Raw genomic sequence first — 18,944 nt, 5'->3', positions numbered from 1 at the left:
CGATCGTCATGGGCACGACTGCAGTGGAACGACCGGCGCGGTCCCGGATCGACGGGGCACGGCAACGGAGAATCGGGGGGCTCGCCGCCGTCGTCGCGGTCCTCGTGATCGCCTCGGTCCTCTCCATCGCCGTGGGCGCGCGGGCGCTGACCCCGGGCGAGGTGTGGCACGGCCTGTTCGCGGGCGGGGACCACGATCAGCGGGCGACGGACATCCGGCTCATCGTGCAGACCGTGCGGGTGCCCCGGACCGTCCTCGCGATCGTCGCGGGCATCGCGCTCGGCGTCGGCGGGGCGCTGATCCAGGGATTCACCCGCAACCCCATCGCCGACACCGGCCTGCTGGGCGTGAACACCGGCGCCTCGTTCGCCGTCGTGACGGCGATATCCGTCTTCGGGCTCAGCGACCCGTTCCAGTACCTGTGGTTCGCCTTCCTCGGTGCCGCGCTCGCCGGGGGCGTCGTGTTCGGCCTGTCCAGCATCGGCCGGGGCGCCGGAAACCCGCTCACCCTCGCCCTGGCGGGGCAGGGCGTCACGGTGTTCCTCGCGGCGATGACGACGGCGGTCGCCCTCTCGGACAAGGCGGCCCTGAACGCCCTGCGGTTCTGGAACGCCGGCTCGGTGGCCGGTGTCCCGTTCCGTGTCATCTGGCCGATGACCGCCTTCATCGTGGTCGGCCTCGTCCTGGCCCTGGCGATCCTGCCGTCCGTCAACCTGCTCAACCTGGGGGACGACGTGGCGCGCGGGCTCGGCGTGAACATCTCGATGATCCGGACCGCCGGCATCGTCGCCATCACTCTGCTCGCGGGCGCGGCGACGGCGGCGTGCGGTCCCATCGCCTTCCTCGGGCTGATGGTGGCGCACATGGCGCGGTACCTGGCGGGGCCCGACTACCGCTGGCTGGTGCCGTACGCGGGCCTGTTGGGCGCGGCCGTCCTTCTGATCTGCGACATCGTGGGGCGCGTCGTGGTGCGCCCGGGGGAGCTGGACGCGGGCGTCCTCGTCGCCCTCCTCGGCGCCCCCTTCTTCGCGGTCCTGGTGTGGCGGGGAAAGTTCAAGAGCGCATGAACACGACGGTGGTGAAGCCGGCGGTCGCGCCGGGTGTGCGGGTCGGCGGGATGTCGTTCGTCTGGCGTCCCAGGGTCGTGGGGGTCACGCTGCTCCTGGCGGCGGCGGCCTTCTTCCTGTTCTGTCTCTCCCTCTCCCTGGGGGACTTCCCCCTCCCGCTGTCCAAGGTGGTCGCCTCGCTCTTCGGCGGCGGTGCACAGGTCGACCACTTCGTCATCATGGAACTGCGCATGCCGCGGGCCCTGGCCGGCCTCGTCGTCGGCGTCGCCCTCGGGGTCTCGGGGGCGCTCACCCAGTCCATCGCCCGCAACCCGCTGGCCAGTCCGGACATCCTCGGGATCACCGGCGGCGCCGGCGCGGTCGCGGTGTTCCTGGTGACGGTGTCGGGCGGGGCCGCGACCGCCGTCGTCGGCTCCGTCGGCCTGTCAGGGGCCGCGCTCCTGGGCGGTCTCGCCACCGGGCTGCTCGTGTACTTCCTGGCGTGGCGGCGCGGTGTCGACGGTTTCCGGCTCATCCTCATCGGCATCTCGGTGAGCGCCGTGATGCAGGCGATCACGACCTGGCTGCTCGTCACCGCCGACATCAAGGACGTGGCCAGGGCGCAGGCGTGGCTGGTCGGCTCGCTGGACAACCGGTCGTGGAGCGACGTGTGGGTGGCGCTCTGGGGCACGCTCGCGGTCGTGGTCGTCGTGGCCTGCGTGGCCTTCCAGTTCAAGCCGCTGCACTTCGGTGACGACGTGGCCGCGGGCCTGGGCGTCCGGCACGCGCTGGTCCGCGCGGTCCTGCTGCTGTGCGCGGTCCTGCTCGCCGGGTTCGCCGTGAGCGCGGCGGGGCCCGTGCCGTTCGTGGCGATGGTCGCGCCGCAGGTGGCGATGCGTCTGACGAGGCATCCGACGCCGCCGCTGATCGCTTCCGCCGGAGTGGGTGCGATCCTGCTGACCGGCTCGGACCTCGTGGCCCGTACGGCACTGCCCGTCACCCTGCCCGTCGGCGTGGTCACCGCGGCGATCGGCGGCCCGTTCCTCATCTACCTCCTGGTGCGGGCGAATCGCCGTTAGATGGTAGAAAGGTTAGGCAAGCCTAAGAAAGGGGGAGTCATGGCCGTTGAGTACATGACCGGGGCCGGGGCCGGGGTCGCCGATGTGCCGCGCCTCGCGGCCAGGGGCGTCACGGTCGGGTACGGCGACAGGACCGTCATCGACGCCCTCGACGTGACGATCCCGTCGGGCGTGCTGACGACGATCATCGGCCCCAACGGGTGCGGAAAATCAACCCTGTTGCGCACGTTGACGCGGTTGCTCAAGCCCACCTCGGGTTCCGTCGTCCTCGACGGCGAGGACATCGCCCGGCTCAAGACCCGCGAGGTGGCGAAGAGGCTCGGCCTGCTGCCGCAGTCGCCGGTGGCGCCCGAGGGCCTGACCGTGGCGGACCTCGTCGCCAGGGGCCGCCATCCGCACCAGAGCTGGCTGCGCCAGTGGTCCTCGGACGACGTGTCCGTCGTCGAGCGCGCGCTGGCCCTCACCGGGATCTCCGATCTGGCCGACCGGCCCGTCGACTCGCTCTCCGGGGGGCAGCGCCAGCGCGCCTGGATCTCGATGACGCTCGCTCAGGGCACCGACCTGCTGCTGCTCGACGAGCCCACCACCTATCTGGACCTCGCGCACGCCATCGACGTACTCGACCTGGTCGACGACCTGCACGAGTCGGGCTGCACGGTGGTCATGGTGCTGCACGACCTCAACCTGGCGACGCGCTACAGCGACAACCTCATCGTGATGAAGGCCGGTTCGGTCCTCGCGCAGGGCCACCCGCGCGAGGTGGTGACCTCCGAGCTGCTCTTCGAGGCGTTCGGCCTGCGGGCCCGGGTGGTCGACGACCCGGTGGGGGAGCGGCCGCTCATCGTGCCCATCGGCCGCACCCACGTGCCGGGCCTGGGCGGCTGACGCACACCCCTTCTTGAACTCAGGTTAGGCTAACCTTACTTACATGGGTTAAGGTTTGCCTGCCCTCATGCGGGGCCGCAGTGGACCGTACGAAAAGTAAGGGATCGCGCAATGCTCCTCGACCGAACGACACGTATGAAGCCCTGGCGGCGCCTGGCGGCGACCGCGGCCGCCGCGGCCCTCGGCGTCGGGCTTCTCGCGGGGTGCGGTTCCGACGCGTCGGACTCGGACAAGGGCGACGCCGCCAACACCCCCGCCGCCTCGGGGGCCTTCCCGGTCACGGTCGAGCACGCCTTCGGGTCCACGAAGATCGACAAGGCCCCCAAGCGGGTCGTGACGGTCGGCTACACCGACGACCAGGAAGTCCTCGCGTTCGGCATCAAGCCCGTCGGCATGGTCGACCAGTACCCCAACCCCTCCGGCCGGAGCCCCGACGTCAACACGCAGTGGCCCTGGGTCAAGGACAAGTGGGGCGCCGCCAAGCCCGAGGTCGTCATGAACAACGGTGACGCCGGGCCCAACTTCGAGAAGATCGCGGCCCTGCGCCCCGATCTGATCGTCGCGGTCTACTCCGAGATCGACAAGGCGGCGTACGACAAGCTGTCGCAGATCGCCCCGACGGTCGGCCGCACCAAGACCGAGAAGGAGCCGTTCAGCGCTCCCTGGCAGGACAACGCCCTCCAGATCGCGAAGGCGCTCGGCAAGGCCGACGAGGGCAAGCGAATGGTCGAGGGCATCCAGGACAAGCTCGCCGGAGTGAAGAAGGCGCACCCCGAATTCGCCAACCAGACCGCCGTCGCGCTGTCCTGGTACAAGAACTCGGTCACGCCGTTCACCACCACCGACGTACGCGGCCAGCTCCTGACCGGCATGGGCTTCAAGGGCCAGACCGAGATCGACAAGATCGCCGGCTCCAACTTCTCCACGCAGCTCTCCCCGGAGCGCATGGACCTCGTCGACGTGGACCGTGTCTTCGCCATCAACGACAAGGCCGACACGGACGCCCTGAAGAAGGACAAGCTCTTCTCCAACCTGAAGGTCACCAAGGCCGGCAAGGTGTCCTACCTCCTGGACAGCGAGGGCCCGGCGGCCGGCGCGGCGATGTCGCAGGCCACGCTGCTCTCCCTGCCGTACGCGATCGACCAGCTCGTCACGTCGGTCGGCTAGGCGTGAGCGCCACCGAAACGAGCGTCACCCCGGCCACCACCCTGCGCACCACCGGCGGCCGCGAGGCGGCCCGTTGGGTGGTGGCGAACTGCCGCGCGATGCCGTGGCTGTCGGCTGCCACCGTGTTCAGCACGGTGGCCGGGGCGGCGCTCCAGATGCTTCCGGTGCTGCTGCTGGCCCGGGTGGTCGACGCGGTGGTGTCGGGTGAACCGCGCTCCGCCCTGCTCACGACCGGGGTGGTGATGGTGGCCGCCGCGCTCCTCGGCGCGGCGGCCACCGCCATGTCCACCTATCTGATCGGGCGGCTCGGCGCCGACCTCCTCGCCCAGCTGCGCGAAGGCGCCGTGCGGGCCGTGCTCGGGATGCCCGTCGCCCGGGTCGAACAGGTGGGCCGCGGCGATGTGCTGTCCCGGGTGGGCGACGATGTGGCCGTCCTGTCCAAGGGCATCCGCTCGGCCGTCCCCACCGTGTTCTCCGCGGGCGTCCTCGTCGCCGTCGCCACGATCGGCATGTTCGGCCTCGACTGGCGGCTCGGTCTCGCCGGAGCCTGCGCGCTGCCCGCGTACGCGCTGGCCCTGCGCTGGTACCTGCCGCGCTCGGCCCCGCTCTACCGCAGGCAGCGGCTGGCCCAGGCCGATCGCGCGCAGGCGCTGATCAGCGGTCTGAACGGCATCGACACGGTGCGGGCGTACCGCCTGGAGGGCACGTTCCGCGAGAAGGTCGCCGACGACTCCAAGCGGGTACGGGACCACGGGATCGAGGTGTTCCGTTTCTTCGGACGGTTCGTCGGCCGGGAGAACCGCGCGGAGTTCATCGGCCTGGTGCTGATCCTCGTGGTCGGTTTCGTCCTCCTGGAGAGCGGTTCCGCGAGCCTCGGCGACGTGTCGGCGGCGCCGCTGGTCTTCCACCGTCTGTTCACGCCGCTCGGCGCGATCATGTTCACGTTCGACGAGGCGCAGAAGTCGGGCGCGAGCCTGACCCGGCTCGTCGGGGTGCTGACCGAGCCGGCGGCGGAGCGCCTGGTGGGCCACGCGGACGCGGCGCCGCGGGACGGCGCGTCGTACCCGGTGACGGTGCGGGGGCTGACGTTCTCCTACCCCGGGGCCGACGAGCCGGTCCTGCGGGACGTCGCCCTCACGATCCCGGCCGGCGGGTCACTGGCCCTGGTGGGTGCGACCGGTGCCGGCAAGACGACCCTCGCCGCGCTCATCGCCGGCATCGAGACGCCCGGCTCCGGTTCGGTGCGGATCGGGCCGACCGATCTCGCGGATCTGGACGAGGTCGGCGCGCGGGCACTGGTGAGCGTCCTCACCCAGGAGACCCACGTGTTCTCCGGCCCGCTCGCCGACGACCTGCGCCTGGCCGCACCGGGGGCGAGCGATGCCGAACTCATGGACGCGCTGCGCACGGTGGGCGCCGACGCGTGGGTCGAGGCGCTGCCCGAGGGGCTGTACACGGCGGTCGGCGAAGGCGGTGAGCGGCTCGACGGCATGAAGGTCGCCCATGTCGCCCTGGCCCGGCTCGTGCTGGGCAGGGCGCCGGTGGTGGTGCTCGACGAGTCGACGGCCGAGGCGGGCAGCGAGGGCGCCGCCGAACTGGAACGCGCCGTCCAGGCCGCCTGTGCGGGCCGCACCACCCTGTTCGTGGCCCACCGGCTGACCCAGGCGATGGCCGCCGACCGGATCGCCGTCCTTGACGCGGGACAGGTCGTCGAGCAGGGCACACACGAGGAGTTGGTGGCCCTGGGCGGCCGCTATGCCCGGCTCTGGAGGGCCTGGCGCGAGGGTAGTTAGGTAACCCTAATTTAGGTTAGGGTTACCTTCGTGCCTTGGAAGGGTGTTGAGTCTTCAATGATGGAACCGAGCGCTCGTCTCGTGCTGTTGTCCCCCGCACGCCTGGCTGACGTGCGGCGGCGCTCGGGTGTCTCCGGCGACCGGATCTTTGCCGAAGCGGCGGCCGTCGGCCTGGCGTACTGGGCGACGGGCCGGAGCCCCGAGGGCCTTGAGCTCGCTCCCGGCACGCCGTTCTCCGACATCCTCGGATGGATCGGCGACGGCGGTGCGGCGAGCGGCGGTTGGGACGTCGGCGAGGCCACGCCGGACGGCATCCGTATCGCGGTCCCCGACGGTGTCCCGGTCCCCGAGGCGCAGCTCGCCCTCGACGACCTGGCCGACTTCCCGGACCGCCCCCTCGCCGCCATCGGCCCCGCCGGTGTGCGCGAACGGCTCGGCGCCCTCGCCCGGTGGAACGACACCGACGCCGCCCGGGAACGGCCGACCATCGTGGAGATGTTCCGCGAACAGGCCCGCCTCAGGCCGGACGCGGTCGCCGTCGTCGACGAGCGGCGCTCTCTGACGTACCGTCAAGTAGCGGAAAAATCCGCCCAGTTGGCCCACCGTCTGCTGGAGCACGGGCTCACCGCCGAGCAGGTCGTCGGCATCTCGCTGGACCGCTCGGCCGACATGGTGATCGGCCTGCTCGGTGTGGTCCAGGCCGGCTGCGCCTTCGTGCCGCTCGACCCGCAGTGGCCCGCCGCGCGCCGCGCCGTCGTCATCCAGGACGCGCGGGTCGCGCTCCAGCTCAACGGCTCCGGCGACCACGACCCGGCCGAGCCGGCCGCCGTCGCCGTCGACCTCGACGACTGGCGGCACGGCGCGCTCCCCGCGGCGGACCCCGAACTCGCCATCCCGGGCGCCGCGTTGGCCTACGTCATCTTCACCTCCGGCTCGACCGGCCGCCCCAAGGGCGCGATGATCCGCCACGAGGCGATCAGCGAGCGCCTGCTGTGGCAGGTCGACGAGATCCTGCACTTCGGCCACGACGACGCCTCGCTCTTCAAGGCGCCCCTCTCCTTCGACATATCCATCAACGAGATCTTCCTGCCGCTGGTCTGCGGCGGCCGGCTCGTGATCCTGCGCCCCGGCGGCGAACGCGACCCGCACCACATGCTCGGCGTCATCGCCGAACAGCGCGTCACCTTCACCTATCTCGTGTCGTCGATGCTCGACGTCCTCCTGGAGATCGCGGGCGACTCCGACCGGCTGGACAGCCTGCGGCACGTGTGGTGCGGCGGCGAAGTGCTCACCCCGGAGCTGTACGAACGCTTCCGCACCCGGCTCGGCATCCCCATGTACCACGGCTACGGGCCGGCCGAGACGACCATCGGCGTCTCCCACGTCATCTACCGGGGCGCGGCGGAACGCCTGTCGACCTCGATCGGCAGGGCCAACCCCAACACCCGGCTGTACGTCCTCGACGACGAACTGCGCCCGGTCCCGGTCGGCGTCGGCGGCGAACTCTACGTGGGCGGCTTCCTGTTGGGGCGCGGCTACGTCAACGCGCCCGGCCTCACCGCGTCGCGCTTCGTGGCCGACCCCTTCGCGGCCGACGGCTCACGGCTCTACCGCACCGGCGACCTCGCCCGCTACGCCCCCGACGGTTCCCTGGACTTCCTCGGCCGGGCCGACAACCAGGTCAAGATCCGCGGCATGCGCCTCGAACTCGAGGACGTCGAAGCCGGTCTCGCCGAGCACCCCGGGGTGCGCCACACCTGCGTCGTCGCCAAGAAGAACAGCGCCGGCGGCACCTACCTCGTCGGATACGTGATCCCCGCCGCCGGCAGCGAGAACCTGCGCGCGGACGACGTCAAGGACTGGGCCGCCGGCCACATGGTCGAGTACATGGTGCCCGCCCACGTCGTCGTGATGAGCGCGTTCCCGCTCACCGCGAACGGCAAGCTGGACCGGCGCGCGCTGCCCGAGCCCGAGATCGGCACGGGCTCCTTCGTGCGGCCCTCCACCGACGACGAGCGAGCCGTGTGCGCGGCCGTCGCCACCGTCCTGCGCCTCGACGAAGTCGGCGTCGACCAGGACTTCTTCGCGCTCGGCGGCGACAGCATCCTCGCGATCTCCCTCCTGAGCGCGCTCCGCGACGCGGGCCTCCACGTCAGCGCGGGGCAGATCTTCGCCAACAGCGTCCTCGGCGCCCTCGCGGCGGTCGCGAGCCGCGAGGACGCGGCGCGCGTGGACCACGACGACATCGCCACCGGACCCGTCACCGCCTCGCCCATCGTGCGGTGGCTCGGCGAGACCACCGACGCGATCGACGGCTTCGTCCAGTCGGTCGTCCTGAACACCCCCGCCGACCTCACCGCCGACACCCTCGACGCCGTGCTCGGCGCCGTCCTGTCCCGGCACGACATGCTGCGCGCCCGCCTCGTGCGCGGGGAGCGCTGGAGCTTCGACATCCCGGAGGCCGACGGGGCCGGGGCCCACTGGCAGGAGAGCGAGGGCTCCCTCGACGCGTGCGTGGCCCTCGCCACGGAGGGCCTCGACCCGGACAACGGCGTGATGCTGCGGGCCGTCTGGCGCCGCACGGCCCGCCAGCTGGTCGTCGTCGTCCACCACGTCGTGATCGACGGCGTGTCCTGGCGCGTCCTGATGGACGACCTGGCGACGGCCTGGCACAGGACCCGCGCGGGCCGAGCGATCGAACTGCCTCCGGTCGGCACCTCGTTCCGGCGCTGGACGCAGCTCCTGGAAAGCACGCCCTTCGACCGGGACCGCGCCCACTTCGAGCGCCCCCTGCCGGGACCGGACGCACCGCTCGGCAGGCGGGAGCCGACCGGCGCCGACACCGTCGAGCGGGAACGGCAACGCACCTTCACGGTCGGCGCCGGCCTCACCGCGGCGCTGCTCGGCGAGGTCCCCGCCGCGTTCCACGCGGGCGTCAACGACGTGCTGCTCACCGCGCTCGCCGTCGCCCTCGCCCGCCGGCGCCGCGACCTCGGTCAGGACCAGACGTTCGCGCACATCGAACTCGAAGGCCACGGACGCGAAGCCCGCCATGTGACGCCCGCCGCCGGCGCCGAGCCGGACCTCTCGCGGACCGTCGGCTGGTTCACCACGCTCTTCCCGGTGACCGTGGACCCGGGCGCCGCCGAGGACTTCACCGCGCCCGGCTACCTCGCCGCCGCGCTCAAGGCGGTCAAGGAGGACCTCGCGCGCGTCCCGGCCAACGGCCTGTCCTACGGCGCCCTGCGCCACTTGGCCGGCGCCGCCTTCCCCGCCCCCGCCCCCCAGGTCCTCTTCAACTACCTGGGCCGCTTCGACGCGGGCAGCCACCAGGAGTGGCAACCGGTCGCAGCCACCGGCCAGTTGGGCGAGAAGCGCGACCCGCGCATGCGGCTGCCGCGCGCCCTGGAGTTCAACGCGATCGCCGAACCCGCCGCGACCGGCGACTACGAACTCGTCACCACCGTCTCCTGGCCCGAGGGCGTGTTCACCGACGAGGACGTGGACAGGCTCGGCGGCTACTACCGCACCGCCCTCGCCGGTCTCGCCGCGCTCGACCAGGGCGGCCACTCGCCCAGCGACTTCCCGCTGGTGCGGCTGACCCAGGACGACGTCGACGCCCTGGACGGACCCGAGCTGCGCGACGTCCTGCCGCTGACCCCGCTCCAGGAAGGCCTGTACTTCCACTCGATCTACGACGACGACTCCGCGGGCAACTACGTCGAACAGCAACTCCTCACGCTCGAAGGCGACCTGGACGCCGATCGCCTCCAGGCAGCGGCGACCCGCCTGTTCGCCCTGTATCCGAACCTCGCCGCGCGGTTCACCGCGCTCGCCGACGGCCGCGTCGTCTCCGTCCTGGAAGGCGGCGCCCAGGCGCCCTTCACCACGGTCGACCGCGCCGGGATCACGGACGAGGAGATCCGTGAGCACGCCGAACGGGACCGCCGGGCCGGCTTCGACCTGGCCACCGGTCCGCTCATGCGGTTCACGCTGTTCCGCGACGCCGGGGCCGGCCGCGGCGTCCTGGTGCAGACCGTGCATCACCTCATCGCCGACGGCTGGTCCGTGCCGCCGATGCTGCGCACGCTGCTCGCCGAGTACCACGCGCCGGGCAGCGCGTATCCGCTGGGGGGCTTCCCCGGCTACGTCGGCTGGCTCGCCGGCCGCGACGCCGACGAGAGCGACCGGGTGTGGGCCGCCGAGCTGGCCCAGCTGCCCGGCCCCTCCCTCGTCGCCGCGGGACACACCCCGTCCGAGCGGTTCGCCGACGTCCGCGGCGAGACGGCGTACGACGCCGACGCGGCCGCCCGAGCCGCCGACGTCACGCTGAGCGTGGCCGTGCACAGCGCCTGGGCCCTGACGCTCGGCTCCCTCCTGAAGACGCCGGACGTGGTGTTCGGCTCCACCGTCTCCGGACGCGACGCGGACGTCCCCGGCATCGCCGACATGGTCGGTCTGTTCATCAACACCGTTCCGCTGCGCGCCCGTTGGGACTCCGGAACCACCGGACGCGATCTGCTGTCCTCGGTCCGCGACCACCAGGGCGCGGTCGTGGCGCACCAGCACGTCTCGCTGGCCCGGACCGCCCGCCGGGCCGGCGTCGGCCCCCTCTTCGACACCCTCGTGGTGTTCGACGTGGCGACCGACGTCACCGCCCTGCGCCGCCCCGGCGACACGCTCGTCGTCACCGACCTCGTCAACGAGGGCGCCCCGCACTACCCGCTCACCCTGGTCGTGGAGCGCGCCCTGGACGGGCGGCCCCGCTTCAAGCTGATCTACGACGGCGCACTGCTGCGGGAGAGCGGCGCCCAGGACATCCTGCGCCGCTTCACGGACACCCTCACCGCTCTGCTCGACCGGCCCGACGCCCCGGCCGCCGCCCTGGTGCCCGCCGAAACCCGGGACCCGGCGGCCATCACACCGGCCACCCTCGGGGAGCTGTTCGACACCGCGGCCCGCCGCGACCCGGCCGCCACCGCCGTCACCCAGTGCGCGCTCGACGGCGCCACCCGGTCCCTGACCTACGGCGAACTGGCCGCGGCCAAGGACGAGTTGGCCGCCACCCTGCGCGCCGCCGGAGTCCGGCCCGGCCGGCGGGTCGCCGTGGCCGTCCCGCGCACCATCGAGCAGGTGACCGCCCTCGTCGCGATCGTCAGCGCGGGCGGCGCCTACGTCCCCCTCGACTTGGCCTACCCGGACGAGCGCCTCGCGTACGTCATCGCCGACGCCGCGCCGCAGGTCGTCCTCGTCGCCCCGGACCAGCGGCAGCGCTTCACGGCCCTCCTGGACAGGGCCGGCGTCCCGGCCCGCGTCCTGGTGCAGGGCGATCAACTGCCGTACGGGGAGCGTCCGTACGAGGACGAGCCGGTGACCGCGGCCGGCGCCGGCTGGCACGACCCCGCCTACGTGATCTACACCTCCGGCTCGACCGGCCGGCCCAAGGGCGTCGTCGTCCCGCACTCCAGCGTGGTGACCCTGCTCGCCAACACCCGCACGGACATGGACTTCGGCCCCTCCGACGTGTGGGCGCAGTTCCACTCGTACTCCTTCGACTTCGCGGTGTGGGAGCTGTGGGGCGCCCTGGTCCACGGCGGTGAACTCCTCGTCCCCGACTACGGGCTGACGCGTTCCCCGGTGGACTTCCGCCGCCTGGTCCAGGAGCGCGCGGTGACGGTGCTCAACCAGACACCCTCCGCCTTCTACCAGTTCATCGAGGCCGACCGGCTCGCGGACGAACCCCTCACCGCCCTGCGCCGCGTCGTCTTCGGCGGCGAAGCCCTCGACCTCGGGCGGCTGCGCGGCTGGGTCGAGCGGCACGGCACCGCCGCGCCCGAGCTGGTCAACATGTACGGGATCACCGAGACCACCGTGCACGTGACCCACCGGGTGCTGACCGACGACGACTTCGGCCCCGGCGACGACGTCAGCCCCATCGGCGGCCCTCTGCCGGGTCTGGTCACCCATCTCCTCGACGACCGGCTCGCGCCGGTGCCGCCGGGCCGGGAGGGCGCCATCTACGTGGCGGGCGACCAGGTGTCGCTCGGCTACCTGGGCCGGCCGGGCCTCACCGCCGGCCGGTTCGTGGCCAACCCGTTCACCAACGACGGCACCCGCATGTACCACACGGGCGACCTGGCGCGCCGCACCCTCGACGGCGAGCTGGAGTTCACCGGCCGCGCCGACGACCAGGTCCAGCTCAAGGGGTTCCGCATCGAGCTCGGCGAGGTCGAGTCGGTGATCCGCGCCCTCGCGGGCGTCACCGACGTGGCCGTCACCGTCGCCGACAGCGGTGACCACCTCGTCGCGCACGTCGTGGGCCGGCTGCCCGGCGAGCTCTCCGCGCTCCTCGGCGCGACGCTGCCCGCGCACATGGTGCCGGGCCGGGTCCTGACCCTCGACGCGCTGCCCCTGACCGTCAACGGCAAGCTGGACCGCAAGGCGCTTGCCGCGCGGGCCGCGCGGCAAGCGCCTGACGAGACGCCGGTGGCCGTCGCCGAGACGCCGCCGGACGTCACCGGCTCCGTCCTTTCCTCGCTCGTCGGCGTCTTCGCCGAGACCCTGGGCCACCCCGGAGCGGATCCCGACACCGACTTCTTCGGCGCCGGCGGCGACAGCATCGTCGCCATCACCGTCGTCAACCGGGCCAGGGCGCTCGGCCTGCCGATCGCGCCCCGCGACGTGTTCCTGCACAAGACGCCGCGAGCGCTGGCCGGACTCCTCGCCACCCGGGCCCCGCGGACGGCCCCGGCCCCGGCCGGGCCCGCGCGCCGCGAGGACGGCCCGCTGCCGGCCACGCCGATCATCCTGCGCCAGCGTGAACTGGGCGGCTCCCTCGACCGGTTCGCCCAGGCCCGGACCCTCCGGCCGGCCGCGGGCACCACACCCGCGGACATCGAGCGGGCCGCCACCGCGGTCCTCGCCGCCCACCCGGCCCTGCGGATGCGGCTGACCACCGAGCACGGCGTGTGGAGCCTGCGCACCGAACCCGCCCGCGCCGCCGTCCTCGTCCACACCGGCGCGGCGGACGCCGACGCGGCCGCCAACGAGGCCGCGTCCGCGCTCGACCCCGCCACGGGCGATGTCATCGCCTTCTCCTGGCTCGGGGCGACCGGCACCCTCGTGATCACCGCGCACCACATCGCGGTCGACGCGGTGTCCTGGCTGATCCTGCTCGACGACATGGCGGCCGCGCTGCGCGGCGAGCCCCTCGCCCCGGCGACCACCTCCTACGCCGAGTACGCCGAGACGGCGACCCTGCGCTCGGCCGCCGACGCCGACAGCCTCGGGCACTGGACCGACACCCTTCAGGCGCCCCCGCTGCTGCCGTCGGTGGGCGCCCTGCGCGACACCACGGTGGTGCTCGACCCCGACGTCAGCGACCGGGTGACGCGTACCGCGCCCGCCGCCCTCGGCGTCGCCCTGACCGAGCTGCTCTGCGGCGCCCTGCGCACCGCACTCACCGACATTCAGGAGGCGCCCGCCGACCTCGCGGTCGACCTGGAACGGCACGGCCGTTTCCCCCTGGCGGAGCACCACGACTACAGCCGCACGGTCGGCTGGTTCACCGCCATCGCGCCCGTCAGGCTCACCGCCCACACCGATCCCGTCGCCGCCGCCCGCGAGCTCGCCGAGCGTCAGCCCGACGAGGCGGGACACCTCGCCTACGGCCGGCTGCGCCACCTCAACCCGCAGACGGCGCCGCTCCTCACGGCCCGCCCGCAGGTGCTGTTCAACTACCTCGGCCGGGGCGGCGAGTCGGACGTCCCGAGGATCACCGGCGGCGATCAGGGCAGCCCGTACGCCGTCGAGGTCAACGCCTGGACCGACGCGGCCACCGGCAGCCTGCACGCCGCCTTCACCCTCGCCGACGAGATCCCCGACGCGATCACCGCGCACTGGGCGCGCGCCGTGGAGACCATCGCGGACCGGGCCGTGACGGCCGAGCGCACCGTGCCGGTCACCCCGCTCCAGCGGGGCCTGTACTTCCAGGCCCAGCTGGCGGGCTCGGCCGGACACTACGTCGCACAGAGCTACTTCGCCTTCGACCGGCGCCTGGACACCGACGCGCTCGCCGAGGCCATGACCGCGGTGATCGCCCGGCACCCGGTGGTCGGCGCCGGCTTCGTCACCGACGACGACGGCAACCCGGTCCAGGTCCTCACGGCGGGCCGGCGGATCGACGTGCACACCGTCGAACTGTCCACCGAGGCCGAGGTGGAGGCGCTGCGCGTCCGCGACCGCGCCACCGGCTTCGACCCTGCCGAACCGCCGCTGGTGCGACTCACCGTGATCCGGCTGCCGGACGGCCGCGACGGCCTGCTCCTCAGCTACCACCTGCTGCTGTGGGACGGCTGGTCCCGCGAGATCGTGCTGCGCGACCTGTTCGCCGCGTACGAGGCCGTCCTCACCGGCGGGAAGCCGGTGACCGATCGGGCCACCCCCGGGTTCGAGGAGTACGCCCGGACGATCGCCGCACGGGACCAGGCCGTCTCGGAGCGGTTCTGGGCCGGGCACCTGGCCGGGCTCACCGGCCCGACCCTGCTCGCGGGGCCGGCGCCGGTCCTCTCCGACGACCTGCCGCCCGCACTCGTCCACACGCTCTCCCAGGAACGGTCGGACCTGCTGCGGGAGGCGGCCAAGGCCCACGGCGTCACCCTCAACTCCGTGCTGACCGGAGCGTTCGGGCTCCTCCTCGGCGCCCACACGGGCCGCACGGACGCGGTGTTCGGCGTGACCGTCTCCGGCCGCGAGGGCGAGGGCCTGTCGGGCATCGTCGGCGTGCTGCTCAACACCGTGCCGATGTGGACGCGGCCGCGGCCGGACGCCACCGTCCGGGAGTACCTGACGGACGTGCAGAGCGCCCGCGTCGAGGCCATGGAGCACGAGCACCTCGGGCTCGGCGAGATCCAGCGGGCCGCCGGCCACGAGGCCCTGTTCGACAACCTCTTCGTGCTCCAGAACTTCCTGGACATGGACGCGTTCGCCGACATGAACGCACGGCACGGCATCACCGGGGTGCGGTCCGACGACTCCACCCACTACCCGTTCACCTGGGTCGTCACCCCGGGCGAGCGCCTCACCGTCAAGCTGGAGCACCGCCACGGCGACGGCGCGAGCGCCCGCCGCCTCCTCGACGACTATGTGCGCGTCCTCGCGGACCTCGCGGCGTCGACCGGACCGGTGGGCGCGCTCCCGGGCCTCGGTGCCCCGCCCGAGCCCGCCGGCCGCACCGACATCGGCACCGACACCGTGGTCGACCGGTTCGACCTGGCGGCCGACAAGGCCCCCGACCGCACCGCGCTCGTCTCGCACGGCCGGAGCATGACCTTCGCCGAACTGCGGCGCCGCAGCCGCGAGTTGGCGGGCGTGCTGGCCGCACGGGGCATCGGACCCGAGCGGACCGTCGGCCTCGCGATCCCGCGCTCCCTCGACTCGATCGTGGCGCTGTTCGCGGTGCTGCGCACGGGAGCCGCGTACGTTCCCCTTGAGCTGGACCACCCGGACGAGCGGATCGCCGCGATCGTCGAGGACGCCCGCCCCGACGTGGTGCTCACCGTCGGCGCGGTGTCACCACGCCTGACCGGCGAGCTGATCGAACTGGACCGGCCCCTGCCGGAGGCCGAGCCGTTCACGACGTTCGAGCCGGACGACCCGCACCGCCTGCGCCACCCCGCGTACACGATCTACACCTCCGGTTCGACCGGAAGGCCCAAGGGCGTGGTGACCGAGTACGCCGGCCTCACCAACATGCTGATCAACCACCAGCGCCGCATCTTCGAACCGGTGCTGGCGGAGCACGGCAACCGCACCTTCAAGATCGCGCACACCGTGTCGTTCGCCTTCGACATGTCGTGGGAGGAGCTCCTGTGGCTCGCCGACGGCCACGAGGTGCACATCTGCGACGAGGAGCTGCGACGCGACGCGCCCGCCCTGGTCGAGTACTGCGGTGCGCACGGCATCGACGTCGTCAACGTGACCCCGACCTACGCCCAGCAACTGGTCGCGGAGGGCCTGCTCGACACCCCGGGCCGGCGCCCCGCGCTGGTGCTGCTCGGCGGCGAGGCGGTCACCCCGAGTCTGTGGCAGCGGCTCGCCGGCACCGAGGGGACCGTGGGCTACAACCTGTACGGCCCGACCGAATACACCATCAACACCCTGGGCGTCGGCACCTTCGAGTGCCAGGACCCGGTGGTGGGCGTCGCGATCGACAACACCGACGTGTACGTCCTCGACCCGTGGCTGCGGCCGCTCCCGGACGGGGCGCCCGGCGAGCTCTACGTGTCCGGCGTCGGCATCGCCCGCGGCTACCTCGGCCGGCCCGCGCAGACCGCGCACCGGTTCGTCGCGTCCCCCTTCGGCGAGCCCGGCGAGCGGATGTACCGCACCGGGGACCTGGTGATCCGTCGCCCCGACGGGAACCTGCTGTACCTGGGCCGCACCGACCAGCAGGTCAAGATCCGCGGGCACCGGGTCGAACTGGGCGAGGTCGAGGCCGCGTTCGCCGCGCACCCGGCGGTCCGGTTCACCGCCGCCGTGGCCCAGCCCGATCCGCAGGTCGACGGCGCCCACCGGCTTGCCGCGTACCTCGTGCTCGACGGCGCCGACCTGGCGGACGTGGCGGCCGAGGTCGGCTCCGGACTTCCGGACTTCCTGCGCCCGACGCACTACGCCCAGGTGGACGCCATCCCGCTGACGGTGAACGGGAAGGCCGACACCAAGGCCCTCCCCGAACCCAGGCCGCTGGGCGCGCTGACCACCGCCGGTGAACGCGGCCCCGAGACCGGGACGGAGACCGTGGTCTGCGCGTACTTCGCGGAGACCCTGGACCTGGACGACGACGAGGTGAGCGCGGTGGGGGACTTCCAGTCCCTGGGCGGGCACTCCATGCTGGCCGTACGGCTGGTCGGGCTCCTGCGCCGGGAATTCGGCCCCGTCATCACGATCCGTGACCTGTTGACCCTGCGAACCCCGGAAGCGATTGCCCGCCACCTTGATGACAACTCCTGACGCCCAGCGATCCCGCCGCCCGGGATCCGCCGTCCTCCGGACGGCGATACGCCGCAACGTCGGCGCCATGGTCTGGGGCACCCTCCTGATGGGCCTCTACCAGGCCGGTGAGACCGCCTTCCCGATCGCGCTCGGGCTGATCGTCGAGCACACGATGCGCGAGCGGAGCAGCGCGTCGCTCGGCCTGTCGATCGGTGCGCTCGCCGTGATCATCACGACGGTGTCCCTGTCGTGGCGGTTCGGCATGCGCATCCTGCAGAGGGCCAACACCACCGAGGCCCACCGCTGGAGGGTGCGGGTCGCGGCCTGCGGCCTCCAGCCGGTGGCCCGGGACACCGGTCTGAAATCCGGCGAGGTGCTGACCATCGCCACCGAGGACGCCGACCAGACCGCCGACATCGTGGAGGTGGTGCCGATCCTCATCAGCTCGATGATCTCGCTGCTCATCGCCGCGGTCGCGCTCGGCATGGCGAGCCCCGGGCTCGGGCTGCTCGTCATGGCGGGGACCGTCGCGATCCTCTCGGTGCTCAGCCTGATGTCCCGGCGGATCGGCAGCAGCACCAAGGAGCAGCAGGCCCGGGTGGCCCGCGCGGGTGCGAAGGTCGCCGACCTGATCACCGGCCTGCGCCCGCTGCACGGCTTCGGCGGCAACCACGCGGCGTTCCGGTCCTACCGGAAGGTCAGCACGGAGGCGAAGGAGCAGTCGGTCACCGTCGCCCGGGTGAACGGCGTCTACGCGGGCACCGCGCTGGGTCTCAACGCGATCCTCGCGGTCTCGGTGACCCTGACGGCCGGCTGGCTCGCCTTCGACGGGCGGATCGACGTGGGCCAGCTCGTCATGGCCGTGGGCCTGGCGCAGTTCATCATGGAGCCGCTGAAGCAGTTCTCGGACATGCCGAAGTACGTGATGATGGCGCGCGCGTCCGCCGAGCGGATGGCCCTGGTGCTGTCCGCGCCACCGGTGGCGGCCGCGGGCGCGGAGCGCGCCGAGCCGGGCGGTGACCTGGAGCTGGACTGCGTCCGGTACGGGACTTTGCGGGGGCTGAAGTTCCGCGTCCCCGCGGGTGAGTTCACGGCGATCGCGGCCTATCAGCCGCGTGCGGCGGCCGACCTCGCCTCGATCCTGGCGGTGCGGGTCCCACCGGAGGCCTACGAGGGCGTGGTGCGGGTCGGCGGGCGGCAGCTCGCGGGCCTCTCGGTCGACTCGGTCCGCGAGCACATCCTGGTGAACCCGTACGACGGGGAGATCTTCGCCGGCACGCTCCGCTCCAACATCGACCCGTCGGGCACGAGCCGGACGCTGCCCGAGGCGGTCGAGGCGTCCCTGCTCACCGATGTCGTGGCCCTGCACCGCGAGGGACTCGACTACGAGGTGCGCGACCGCGGCTCCAACCTCTCGGGAGGGCAGCGCCAACGGCTGTCCCTGGCAAGGGCGTTGGCCGCCGACACGGACGTCCTCGTGCTGCGCGACCCGACGACGGCGGTCGACGCGGTCACCGAGCAGCTCATCGCCCGCAACATCGCCGAGCTGCGCCGGGGCCGCACCACCGTCGTGATCACCAGCAGTCCGGCCCTGCTCGACGCCGCCGACCGGGTCATCGTCGTGGACGAGGGAGTCGTCACGGCCGAGGGCACCCACCGCAAGCTGCTGGCCAACGACGAGGCGTACGGCCTGGCGGTGACGCGGTAGCCGGGATCGCCGCCAGGCCCCCGGGGCTCCGCCCCAGACCCCGTTCGCGCCTTGAGGGCGCTCGTCCTCGATCTCCCCAAGGCATTAAGGGCAGGGGGACCCCCATGACGGGCCGAGGATGTGCATGCTGCCCGGCACCGAGTACCCAAGGGGCGCGGGGACCTGCGCGAGAAACGGGCACGGTCCGCAGGCGAACCGGGGTTTTCAGGGGCGCGGGGACCTGCGCGGGACGCGGGCACGGTCCGCACACGAAGGCGGGTTGAGGGGCGGGGAA

At 72.8% G+C, this 18,944-nt stretch carries 7 protein-coding genes; all 7 read left to right on the top strand.

Annotated elements, in window-relative coordinates:
- Window positions 1–8 precede the first annotated feature (8 nt).
- The 7 genes from OG432_RS06280 (at window position 9) to OG432_RS06250 (ending at window position 18,670) form a co-directional block, all read left to right on the top strand.
- Window positions 9–1,067, top strand: coding sequence for a FecCD family ABC transporter permease (locus tag OG432_RS06280; RefSeq protein WP_328308560.1), 1,059 nt, complete (start codon window positions 9–11; stop codon window positions 1,065–1,067).
- Entirely contained in the window at window positions 1,064–2,125 is a 1,062-nt protein-coding gene (locus tag OG432_RS06275) for a FecCD family ABC transporter permease (protein WP_328308558.1), read from the top strand. The genes OG432_RS06280 and OG432_RS06275 overlap by 4 nt, the downstream gene beginning before the upstream one ends.
- A gap of 39 nt (window positions 2,126–2,164) precedes the next feature.
- On the top strand, window positions 2,165–3,010 hold the full coding sequence (locus OG432_RS06270; RefSeq protein WP_328308556.1) for an ABC transporter ATP-binding protein: 846 nt from the start codon (window positions 2,165–2,167) through the stop codon (window positions 3,008–3,010).
- 111 nt (window positions 3,011–3,121) lie between these two features.
- A complete protein-coding gene (locus tag OG432_RS06265; RefSeq protein ID WP_328308554.1) occupies window positions 3,122–4,177 on the top strand; it encodes an iron-siderophore ABC transporter substrate-binding protein in 1,056 nt (351 codons plus the stop codon).
- Between the two features lie 2 nt (window positions 4,178–4,179).
- Window positions 4,180–5,970, top strand: a complete 1,791-nt coding sequence (locus OG432_RS06260) for an ABC transporter ATP-binding protein (RefSeq protein WP_328308552.1) — start codon at window positions 4,180–4,182, stop codon at window positions 5,968–5,970.
- A gap of 57 nt (window positions 5,971–6,027) precedes the next feature.
- Window positions 6,028–16,980, top strand: coding sequence for a non-ribosomal peptide synthetase (locus tag OG432_RS06255; RefSeq protein WP_328308550.1), 10,953 nt, complete (start codon window positions 6,028–6,030; stop codon window positions 16,978–16,980).
- Entirely contained in the window at window positions 16,967–18,670 is a 1,704-nt protein-coding gene (locus OG432_RS06250) for an ABC transporter ATP-binding protein (RefSeq protein ID WP_328308548.1), read from the top strand. The genes OG432_RS06255 and OG432_RS06250 overlap by 14 nt, the downstream gene beginning before the upstream one ends.
- Window positions 18,671–18,944: the final 274 nt, after the last annotated feature.

Source organism: Streptomyces sp. NBC_00442 (assembly GCF_036014195.1).
Classification (GTDB): domain Bacteria; phylum Actinomycetota; class Actinomycetes; order Streptomycetales; family Streptomycetaceae; genus Streptomyces.
The sequence above is the reverse complement of the archived record's forward strand: the minus strand, read 5'-3'. Positions and strand labels throughout refer to the sequence as shown.

Bases quoted from the DNA above. Each gene is read 5' to 3' on its own strand.
- OG432_RS06250 (WP_328308548.1), top strand. From the start codon at position 16,967: ATGACAACTCCTGACGCCCAGCGATCCCGCCGCCCGGGATCCGCCGTC.
- OG432_RS06275 (WP_328308558.1), top strand. From the start codon at position 1,064: ATGAACACGACGGTGGTGAAGCCGGCGGTCGCGCCGGGTGTGCGGGTC.
- OG432_RS06255 (WP_328308550.1), top strand. From the start codon at position 6,028: ATGATGGAACCGAGCGCTCGTCTCGTGCTGTTGTCCCCCGCACGCCTG.
- OG432_RS06265 (WP_328308554.1), top strand. From the start codon at position 3,122: ATGCTCCTCGACCGAACGACACGTATGAAGCCCTGGCGGCGCCTGGCG.
- OG432_RS06280 (WP_328308560.1), top strand. From the start codon at position 9: ATGGGCACGACTGCAGTGGAACGACCGGCGCGGTCCCGGATCGACGGG.
- OG432_RS06270 (WP_328308556.1), top strand. From the start codon at position 2,165: ATGGCCGTTGAGTACATGACCGGGGCCGGGGCCGGGGTCGCCGATGTG.